The following is a 10,540-nucleotide window of genomic DNA, read 5'->3' on the forward strand; positions in this document are numbered from 1 at the left end:
CCTACATTGACTCCGTTGATCCGTCACTACGAACGAACGTTTTGGAGATTTTATTTTTTGGAGTTCCCTAAATTGTCAGCAATGATGCAGGCAGACTTATACCGCAAGACAACTGCCGGGAATCCCACCTATACTACAGATAGTGGTTTTCTGAATTTGCGATCGCCTTAAGTAAAGTATCGACCTGACCCGCTCAATCCAGCCCCCAAGCGTTTATGAGCTATTGCATCAATCCCGCCTGTCCTTCCCCCCACAATCCGGATCACCAACTCTTCTGTCTCAGTTGTGGGATGCAATTGCTGCTGAACCGTCGCTATCGCCCAGTGAAAGCCCTCAGTTCTGGGGGTTTTAGCGTCATTTACCAAGTGGATGACCAGGGCATTCCTAAAGTCCTCAAAGTCCTCAACCTTACCCAATTTACCACCCTCCAAGCCCAAAAAAAAGCCGTTTCCCTATTTGAACGAGAAGCGCGGGTCCTCAGTCAACTCCATCTCCAAGGGATTCCCTACATGGAACCCTCGGCTTATTTTACGATCGCCCCTCCGAACTACAAAACTCCCCTCCACTGTCTCGTCATGGAAAAAATCGAGGGAGTTAACCTCGAAGAATGGCTGAAACAACAACCCACTCCCCTCACCCAATCCCTCGCTTTAAAATGGCTCAAACAATTAGTCCTTCTCCTCGAAGAAGTCCATCAGCACCAATTTTTCCATCGGGATATTAAACCCAGTAATATCATGCGCCAACCCGATGGCAATTTGGCCTTAATTGACTTTGGAACGGTTCGAGAGCTCACCCATCTGGAACTCTCCCCCCAAAATATCACCCCTGCCGGAACCGTGATCATTTCCCGAGGATATGCGCCACCGGAACAGGAAAAAGGCCATACAGTAGAACAATCGGACTTTTTTGCCTTGGGTCGAACCTTTGTCTATTTGTTAACCCGCCAGCATCCCCTGACCTTTTATGAACCCTATACGGATGAATTTCGCTGGCGCAGCAGTGCCCCTGGGGTTTCATCAGAGTTTGCCGCATTTCTCGATCGCCTGATGGCTCCCTTACCCTCCCAGCGTCCTAGCAATACCACAGAAATTTTATCGGAACTGGCTCGTTTAGAGCAAATTCAGAACAGTCACCCCGGGGTTCATCCTGTGCCACCCACTCGGGTAATTGCTTTCCCTGCACCCTCTTACATTAACCCCACTGGCCCTGATTTTACCCTCGATCGCACCTTAGTCGGACATCAAGATGGGGTCTGGTCTGTGGCCCTTTCTCCTCGGGGTCATATCCTCGTCACCGGCAGTTGGGATAACACGATTAAAGTCTGGAATGTCGCCACGGGTCAATTATTACGGACTCTCATGGGTCATCAGGAGGCGGTGTGGTCCGTGGCAGTCGCTGCCGATGGGAAAACCCTCGTATCCGGCAGTTCCGATCAGCAGATTAAAATCTGGAACCTCCGCAAGGGACAATTAATTCATACCCTCACGGGTCATTCTAACTGGGTTGCGGCAGTGGCCCTTTCCCCGGATGGTCAACTCGTCGCCTCTGGCAGTTCGGATAAAACCATTAAAGTCTGGTCTCTCAAAAGTGGAGAATTAATCCATACCCTCCAGGGTCACTGCTATGCTGTCACTTGTATTGCCTTTACTCCCGATGGTAAAACCCTCGTCAGTGGCAGTGGAGACAAAACCCTGAAAATTTGGTCCATGAGGACGGGAGAATGCCTCTCGACTTTCACGGGACATCGCGCCTCGGTGACTTGCCTTGCCATTAGTCCTGATGGCAAAACTGGGGTGAGTGGGGATGTCAAGCAGACCCTTTGTGTCTGGGATTTAGAGACGCTTCATCTGAACTATACCCTCTCGGCTCATTCGGGAACGATTTGGTCCGTGGCGATCGCCCCCGATGGCGAAACTTTTGTCAGCAGTTCTCGGGATAAAACGGTTAAAATTTGGAACTTACAAACCGGGGAATTATGCGGCACTCTCATGGGTCATCGCAGTGCGGTTAATGGGGTGGCGATCGCCCGGAGTGGGAAAGTTCTCGTCAGTGCCAGTCATGACCAAACCATCAAAATTTGGCGATCGGCCCATCAACTCTCAAACCTGGCGATCGGTTCCTGAACTTGCTCTGAGGACTTACAGAATCTTCAACCCTAATCTTTAGACCTATAATGTAGAGGCGAGCAAGCGAATCGCCTCTACATTATAGGTTTTGATATTAATTGCGTAAATCCTATAGCTATTTCTTTTTAGGGAGTCCGATTAACCCCTTTAGATAGAGGTCACCTTCGCCCTAAAAACGATAAACTAGGGAAACATTGAAAACTGTAATCATCAATCCACCCATCAATTCTATCTGGATCGGAACAGCAGAATCTCAGCGGACAATTTTAACAGACAACTAAACGCCCATCCCAGCCTAAGAGGTACAATTATGAATCCTGAATCCAATCGCCCGCCAGAATTTCTCTCAGAAGAGGGAGAAAATAATTTACTATGGGACTACTTACAATCCTTGAGTCCCGAAGCCGTTTCCCAACTCTCTCGACCTAGCTCCTCCGATGTGTTTCAAGTCATGGAACGCAACATCATCGGCTTATTAGGAAATCTGCCCCCGGAACACTTCGGCGTGACGATTACCACCAGTCGCGAACATCTCGGACGGATTCTCGCCTCAGCGATGATTAGTGGCTATTTCCTGCGCAATGCGGAGCAACGCATGGCCTTTGAAAATTCCTTACATTTTACCGAATCTCATCCTAAAATTCATGAGTAAATCGAGCATTGAGTCGTAGGGTGGAGTTGAAAAAATTAAATCAGAACCAGAGTATTACTCGAACCTCGGCAGGCTCATCCCAGAGTTTGCCGAATTTTGCTATTTTAGACCTGCGGGAATCTCTGCTGAGTTGGTATGCCCAAGAGGGACGAGATTTACCTTGGCGTCACCACCGGGACCCTTATCCCATTTGGATCTCGGAAGTTATGTTACAGCAGACCCAAGTTAAAACGGTTATCCCCTATTATGAGCGCTGGTTGGAGCGGTTTGGGACGATCGCCAGTTTAGCCGAATCCAGTCAGCAGGATGTGCTCAAATTGTGGCAAGGGTTGGGATATTATGCTCGTGCGCGCAATTTGCACGCCGGTGCTCAGGCGATCGTTCATGACTATGGGGGTAGCTTTCCCATGACCCTAGAAGCGGCGCTGGCGTTACCGGGAATTGGTCGAACCACCGCAGGAGGGGTCCTCAGTGCAGCGTTTAATTTACCCCTGCCGATTCTGGATGGGAATGTGAAGCGGATTTTCGCTAGACTCATAGGGTTGCAGGTGCCACCGGCAAAGGCGATGAAGCTGTTATGGCAATGTTCAGAAGTTTTGCTGGATCCGGAAAATCCTCGGGATTTTAATCAGGCTTTGATGGATTTGGGGGCGACGGTATGCACTCCCAAGGCTCCTGAGTGCAGTCGCTGTCCTTGGATGGCTCACTGTCAAGCTTATCATTTACAGATGCAGGCTGATTTACCCATGCGTGAAACCTCTAGTCCCCTCCCCCACAAACTGATCGGTGTAGCTGTGATTTGGAATGATCGGGGGGAAATTTTGATTGATCGGCGACGTCAGGAAGGACTCCTCGGGGGGTTATGGGAATTTCCAGGGGGGAAAATTGAACCGGGAGAAACGGTGTCGGATTGTATCCACCGGGAAATTCGCGAAGAGTTGGCGATCGCGGTGGAAGTGGGTGCAAAATTAATTACTTTAGAACACGCTTATACCCATTTTCGGGTGACGTTAACGGTTCATCATTGTCGCCATGTTTCTGGAGAACCGCAACCGTTGGAATCCGATGAGGTGCGCTGGGTGCGATTGGATGAAATCGACCAGTTTCCGTTTCCAAAAGCGAATGTCAAGATTATTGAGGCGCTACGTCAATCTCCCAATTCTTCGTTTCAGCCGTTGTCTAAACTTCCCTCAGATCGGGGTTGAACGTCTTGTAACAGGGGTAGAGATGCACCGGCTAGAGGCATCTCTACCTCGGACTTTTTGGGGTAGGGTTGTTCGATTTAGAATGTTCACTATGCGGGGGGAACAAGGTTTTAAACTTCAAGTTTAGACCGTTTTTCCATATATTCTAAAGTGTTGAGTAAGCGAATTGCTGATTCATAAGATTCCTGGGTTAATTCTCTCAGTTCTTGGGGAGAGTCTACGACATCATCTACGATTAATCGCAAAAATCCAATCATGGGATTGAGGCGAGTCCGAATTTCGTAGGAGGTGTTCATTAGGGTTTCGGTGCGCGCTTTTTTCACCAAGTCTTGGGTGTCTAGGGAGAACTGCATGGAGTAGAGTTTGGCATAGTATCCGCCTTTGCTTAAGAGTTCTTCATGGGTGCCGGTTTCGACGACTTGGCCTTTCTCTAGTACGGCAATTTGGTCGGCATTTTTGACCGTGGACAAACGGTGAGCGATTACTAGGGTGGTGCGATCGCGACTGAGGCGTTCGATCGCCTGTTGGACGAGATGTTCGGAGACGGTATCCAGGGCACTGGTGGCTTCGTCTAGGATTAAGATATCGGGATTATGAAGCAAGGCACGGGCGATCGCAATCCGTTGTCGTTGTCCTCCAGAAAGCAGAATCCCGCGATCGCCCAGGGGGGTATCAAATCCTTCCGGGAGGTTCATAATGAATTCGTAGGCATTGGCGAGTTTGGCCGCTTCTATAACCTCTTGTTCTGTGGCATTGGGACGACCATAGGCGATATTATTTCGCACCGAAGCGTTGAATAAAAAGGTATCCTGACTCACGATTCCCATTGATTTTCGCAGCGATCGGATATCAAACTCTCGCAAGTCTTTCCCATCAATGGTAATCCGTCCCTCTGTGGTATCGTAAAATCTCGGGAGCAAATCTGCTAAGGTCGATTTGCCCGCCCCAGAACCTCCGACTAAGGCCAAAGTTGTCCCTTTCGGTAACCATAGATCCACATCCTTGAGCACCATATCTTTATGTTCCCCATAGGAAAAAGATAGGCGATCAAAGTGAATTCCGTTTTCCAATTTTCTATAGGGTTCGGTCCCATCCTTCATCAAGGGTTTATCATCTTTCCGCAAAAATTCGTGCACAATAATGGTGCTGGGAATAACATTCGCAAATTCACTCCGGTTATTATTTAATTGCCCAATCATTGGCACCACTCGGGACAGGACAAACAAATAGGTGAGTAAGACGGTGGATAGGGACTCTAGCTGATTGGAAAATATCACTCGCCCCACTAAAATAATCGCCAAAATCACCAATAAACCACTCAATTCATTCATGGGTCCAATAATTGCGTAGTTCACCTGAGATTGCATCTCTGCTTTTTCTCGTTCCTCAATTAATGTTTTTATTTTTTCATACTCAGGTTTTTCTTGCCCCGTAGATTTGACCAGACGAATTCCATTTAATACTTCAATTAATGCCCCACTATAGGCCCGGGATTTTTCTGACAGAATCCTCCCATACTCCTTGGAACGGCGGATGATAAACTGAGAAACGAGTGGGACTAGCATTAACAAAAAAGTAGAAACAAGGGTGAGTTTCCAAGAGATTAAAATCAGAATTCCCACAAAGATTAAAACCGTCATCGCATTGGTCAGAGTCCGAATCCCAATCTTAATCGCGCTGGAACATCGCCCCACCTCTTGGTTCACATAATTGAGGATATCTCCCAATTTCGTCTTTGAATAATAGTCAATATCTATATCTAGCAATAATTCTATGGCATTCAAGCGAATACCTTTGACCAGCAATCGCGATAAATGAGCAGATGCGAGGTGATTTGAGACCAAGGCTACATTTTTTAACAGAATCAGGAATAAAATGACTCCCATCATCACCCCAATCCGATATTGTGGAGCCACTTGATCCAGGAGAGCAACCGTTCTGTTGACGATCGGTGGTCCTTTTTGAAACTCGACTTCCTGCCCTAAAAATGATAATATCACCGGAACGATCAGAGTCATGCTGACTCCATTGAACAAAGCTCCTGACCACCCTAGAAAAATTGTCAGGGCAATCCAAAAGGGCTGTTTCTTAGCGTAATTGAAGAGAAATTGAGTGGGAGACATTAAGTATTTCCTGTCTGGGTAGCTGGCGCGTAAATAGATTTAATCGACGGATTAGCTAAACTGAAACGATGATCTATTAGATTACCAAATTATTGGGATTCTGAAGCCATCGCACTGTCAGTTCCTCGGCTTTTAGCTGGAGGCAGAACGAAGATTCAGGCGAATCATAGATTTTATTAATCGCACTTACCGCTTTAACCGTTAAACGGACATGATTAACGAGCATCATCGCTGAAAGCTAGAACCAGACAAATTGGACGAACTGTGCATCTTAAGTAGAATGAGTGGACACACGCTACTGCCCTCAAAAAATGCGATGGCTGTACAGGTTACGGAGGTGTTGGTCAAGAAAACTCGCGAACACCTCCGTAGTGACAACCTTGGACTCGGGTTGCGATCGCCCTCCCCGCTGATTGACGATCGCGATCGTGGATCCCCACTCAACTGAGGCGGTTTAGCCCCAGAATATGTATTGTCTTTGATTGTACTATAACCTCAGAAGCGGCAACTTCAGTGATGCAACTTTTCAGCTACAATCGAGAGGCATATAACCACAAAGGGACTTTGAGGCGATCGGGTTGGAGAGTGTTCTCTATGCTTTGCCTACCTCCCCCTAGATTCTGTCCCTGAGAGGTGATCGGATCAAGTGGATTTAACCCGAGGCTAATTATCAATAACATCTGACTTCCGGATCTGGATAAAAGCCCTAACTGCTTACTGGATACCCATTAGCCAGTTCGACTCGCCAATTGCCTACCCTAGGCAACTAGGCCACAGGGATAGCTATTAGATAAAATAGGACAAGCAACAGGCTTTCCTAACTTCATTGAGAAATTCTTTGTAAAGATTCTGTAAACAACCCCGGGTCTCTTCCCTCTACTGTACCGAGTCCTAGCATAAAATAGAACGAACCTTGATCTGAATTGGAATCCAGGGAGGAAATAAAATAGATGATGTCTGTAAGTTGTTCCCTTTCGATTCTAGCGGCCCGAACGGATCTGCCCTTTATGATGCAGATGATTCTTCATATCGTCAGAGGGTCTAACTTCAAGTTTAGAGATCGCCTATGAGCGGTGCATAGGACCCCTTTATCCGGAGAGCAGGTTAATCATCCTAGGGTCGGCACAATGGAACAACTGCGGGATTGCTGCGATCGGTTAGTCCAAGCCGGTGTCATTGATCGGGTCGTTGATATAGACTACTCTGAAAACTCTCACCACAGGGTTGATCGTCAGCATTTTGGCAGTCCCCTGCGCCCAACCCACAACTATAAAGGTTATCCGATTTTAGGCACAAATTTTTCCCTCGAAAAACCCAAAAGTGACTACCTCTTTCATTTTGATAGTGATATGTTTTTGCATTCACAACCGGCGTAGAACTGGATTGCAGTCGGGTCTATTTAATTGGCTGCAAGCGGTTCAAGCAGATGCTCCCCCTCCCGATTATTTGGCGGCTTTATCAAAACAAATTTCTCAATCATCTGCCCACCGGAGGCAAAATCCGGTTAAACAACAGGAAGAAAAAAGGCCAACTATAGCCAGTTTAAATCAGTTTGACACATCGATTGGCTCACCTCTCCCGTTCTGGGCCGCCGTCGGTTGGGGGCCGCCAAAGTCAATTGCCATGCAGGATTTAGGGTCACTATATAGGGTTGACCACTAGAAAAAATCCTGTAGCCTTTTTGGGGCCAATCCGCCTATTGCTTTGTTTTCTAAGCCTACCTCCCCCCTTTTTAGCTAAACCCCATTGACCTCAAGTCGCAAATTATAAATTTTATTGAGAATTTCACCCCCAGTTGAGCTAAACTATTTTAGAAAGATTAAAATGATTTTTATGACCTCGGCAGGTTGGAAATTTTGTCAGCCTACATTCAGAGCAATATTCTAGGGTGAGCATTGTTTGAAACATCAAGTTGCTTTCTTCATTTTATCAACCCATCACCAACATCATGAATCAGTCCAAGCAGAATTTGAAAAAGGTCGCAGTCTGGCAGCCTTATTTTTTGGGGGGAGGCGCTGAATCGGTCAGTCTATGGATTTTAGAGGCTTTAGTCCCTCACTATAACGTGACCCTATTTACCCTAGTCTTACCGGATTTACACCGTTTAGATATTCTTTATGATACACATTTAGCGCAACAAAAAAATCTCACGGTTCAGAGTATGCTACCGCCATCTCTAAATCCCCATCAGGTTGAGTGGTTAATGGCTAACAGCCCGCCAGTGAAATTGGCCCTTACTCAGTGGGCAGTCCGCGCTTTCAAATCAATGAATAGTGAATATGATTTAGTATTTTCAACCTATAATGGGTTGGATATGGGACGAGTGGGAATTCAGTACCTCCACTGGATTCATGTAGTCGATCCCCAACCCCATAAAAATAAAGGTTGGACTCGTTTAATGATGAAGTTTTCAGGATTTTCGATGGCCCAGCTCAAACAAAATCAGTCCTTAGCAAATTCCTGCTACACTGCGGGTCAAGTTAAATCAGCCTATGGCATTGAGTCTCGGGTCATCTATCCTCCAGTGATTGGAAAAGTGGAGGTGGTTCCCTGGGAGGAAAAAGAGAGCGCGTTTCTCTGTAGCGGTAGGATTGTAGCTCCAAAGCAGACTCATCGAGTGATTGAAATTTTGCAGGCGGTACGTGCTCAAGGCTTTGATGTAAAATTGCATATCACCGGAGGAGGTGGCGGCACTTATCAGCGGTCCTATGAACGGAAAATTATGCAGCTTGCAAATAAAAATTCTGACTGGATTACAGTGTATCAAGACTTGCCGTATAAAGATTATCTCCAGGTGATTGCACGCTGTCGTTACGGCATCCACTGTAAGCCTGAACCTTTTGGAATTTCCGTTGCCGAAATGGTGAAAGCCGGGATGATTCCCTTTGTTCGAGAAAAAGGGGGTCAGGTAGAAATTGTTGGCGCTCACCATGATGAATTGCTATTTGAGAATAGTAATGCCAATGCCGTAGAAAAAATTGTCCGGGTTCTCCAGCAACCCGATCGCCAGATGACTCTACTTGACTCCTTGAAAAAACAGCAATTTCTCTTCTCTACGGAAAAGTTTATTGCCGAAATTCAGGCAGTGGTTGCTGAATACTTCCAGAAATAAGTATTGAATAAAGATTCATCTCTAAACCTATAGCGGTTCGGTGGCCTCATGAGGTACGTTTCAAAGCCGACGGTTTGGGGCCGCCATCGCTGTACCTTAGGGAGATGAGAAACGCTATAAAGTAACCCGAAATCAGTGACAACCTAATCAGCGAGCAAAATGTGACTCAATTAAGCTAGAGAAGCCTCCAAACAAAGCTATGCAGGAGGCTTTACATAATACATTAGCTCTATGTTCTCAAGGCAATTTTTAAGTATTGGGAGTGACCACTTTATAGAGCCAGTTTTTATTTTTCCCATAGGCTTCAAATGCCCCAACCAAAACTTCTATTTGTAAGTTTTGTTTTTTCATTTCATCGAGCATTGCTTGGGAAGGAAAGTATAAAAATATTTCTGGGTTATTAAAGATTGGAGAGTTTAAGTGGGGGTTTACCTGTGGCTCTACAGATTTCCCAAATAACTGCATCTTTACTTGAGAATTGAGAAGATAGGTTAGAGGAATTATAAAAGTATGATCGGCATCACTGAGGACAAGCGGTTCGCTGGCTTGATTAATGATTGGAGCAACTTCTAGGTTGATAGCACTCCCTGTCAGATCCCAAGCTTTAGATTGAGAAATTAAGGTACAGGATAAAACTCCAGCAATAACTAAGCTGGCAAACATCAGGTTCCCTAGTTTCCAGCGTCGGATGATACCAGAAATAGCCGTCATTTGACTGGCGATTAGATAGGCGATACTCAGTTGAATACCCAAATAAGAGGGAAGAAGATATCGAGGAAGTAAAGATCTTTTTCCTCCCCAAATTAAATCGGGCAAAACTTGAGAGAGAGCTGTCACTCCAATCAAAGTAAAAATAAACAGCCAAACTTGCAGGGGAGTGCGACGAACTAGAAAATAAAGCCCATATGCTACTAAAATTAAAATTAGATAAGGAATTGGGTTTTTTAGGCTGGCTTCATAGGGAAAATCTATAAAAAGTCTGCTCAAGTTATCAACCCAAATTCTAAATAAGTTCTTGAGTTCAGTTTGATGATTTTTTACCCATTTTGTTTTATTGTTTAGGGTATCTAGACTCGTAATCATGACCCAGATCCAAGGGCTAAATATGACCAGTCCTAAGAAAGAGGCTATGACGTAAGAAACTATATTCTTACTCAATTTAAACCCTTCCATGATGAAGACATAGAGGCCATGAGAAATGGCCACAAATCCAAAAAATAAATGAGTATAGAGACCCAAGGCAACGCTCACCCCATACAGTCCCCACAAGGGCTTGGTTTGTAACCGCAAACTTCGCAAGAGTAAAGCACTGGACAATA

Annotated in this window: 7 protein-coding genes and 1 pseudogene; 6 read left to right on the plus strand and 2 right to left on the minus strand. The window is 45.8% G+C overall.

The window, feature by feature from the left end:
• Window positions 1-215: 215 nt before the first annotated feature.
• From NG833_RS19865 to mutY, 3 genes are all read left to right on the plus strand, one after another.
• Window positions 216-2,126, plus strand: a complete 1,911-nt coding sequence (locus tag NG833_RS19865; protein WP_254567009.1) for a serine/threonine-protein kinase — start codon at window positions 216-218, stop codon at window positions 2,124-2,126.
• Window positions 2,127-2,439: 313 nt separating this feature from the next.
• Window positions 2,440-2,781 (plus strand): DUF760 domain-containing protein, encoded by a 342-nt coding sequence (locus NG833_RS19870; protein WP_254567010.1) that lies wholly within the window; start codon window positions 2,440-2,442, stop codon window positions 2,779-2,781.
• 20 nt (window positions 2,782-2,801) lie between these two features.
• Complete coding sequence (mutY, locus tag NG833_RS19875) at window positions 2,802-3,986, plus strand: A/G-specific adenine glycosylase (RefSeq protein WP_309143871.1); 1,185 nt, start codon at window positions 2,802-2,804, stop codon at window positions 3,984-3,986.
• A 110-nt stretch (window positions 3,987-4,096) separates the two neighbouring features.
• Here mutY and NG833_RS19880 read toward each other — a convergent pair whose 3' ends face one another.
• Window positions 4,097-6,109, minus strand: coding sequence for an ABC transporter ATP-binding protein (locus tag NG833_RS19880; RefSeq protein WP_254567011.1), 2,013 nt, complete (start codon window positions 6,107-6,109; stop codon window positions 4,097-4,099).
• A 316-nt stretch (window positions 6,110-6,425) separates the two neighbouring features.
• Between NG833_RS19880 and NG833_RS30550 the strand changes: the two genes are divergently transcribed.
• The 3 genes from NG833_RS30550 (at window position 6,426) to NG833_RS19890 (ending at window position 9,221) form a co-directional block, all read left to right on the plus strand.
• Window positions 6,426-6,557: a hypothetical protein gene (locus NG833_RS30550; protein WP_256556078.1), complete on the plus strand. Its 132-nt coding sequence runs from the start codon at window positions 6,426-6,428 to the stop codon at window positions 6,555-6,557.
• A 625-nt stretch (window positions 6,558-7,182) separates the two neighbouring features.
• Complete coding sequence (locus tag NG833_RS19885) at window positions 7,183-7,485, plus strand: hypothetical protein (protein WP_254567012.1); 303 nt, start codon at window positions 7,183-7,185, stop codon at window positions 7,483-7,485.
• Between the two features lie 572 nt (window positions 7,486-8,057).
• Window positions 8,058-9,221, plus strand: coding sequence for a glycosyltransferase (locus NG833_RS19890; protein ID WP_254567013.1), 1,164 nt, complete (start codon window positions 8,058-8,060; stop codon window positions 9,219-9,221).
• 249 nt (window positions 9,222-9,470) lie between these two features.
• Here NG833_RS19890 and NG833_RS19895 read toward each other — a convergent pair.
• A pseudogene (locus NG833_RS19895) lies at window positions 9,471-10,540 on the minus strand (hypothetical protein); the annotation flags it as partial.

This window comes from Oscillatoria sp. HE19RPO, assembly GCF_024220515.1.
In the GTDB taxonomy this organism is placed as follows: Bacteria; Cyanobacteriota; Cyanobacteriia; order Cyanobacteriales; family Laspinemataceae; genus Laspinema.

Coding starts and splice junctions, on each gene's coding strand:
- NG833_RS19865 (WP_254567009.1), top strand. CDS start 216: ATGAGCTATTGCATCAATCCCGCCTGTCCTTCCCCCCACAATCCGGAT.
- NG833_RS19870 (WP_254567010.1), top strand. CDS start 2,440: ATGAATCCTGAATCCAATCGCCCGCCAGAATTTCTCTCAGAAGAGGGA.
- NG833_RS19880 (WP_254567011.1), bottom strand. CDS start 6,109: ATGTCTCCCACTCAATTTCTCTTCAATTACGCTAAGAAACAGCCCTTT.
- NG833_RS30550 (WP_256556078.1), top strand. CDS start 6,426: ATGGCTGTACAGGTTACGGAGGTGTTGGTCAAGAAAACTCGCGAACAC.
- NG833_RS19890 (WP_254567013.1), top strand. CDS start 8,058: ATGAATCAGTCCAAGCAGAATTTGAAAAAGGTCGCAGTCTGGCAGCCT.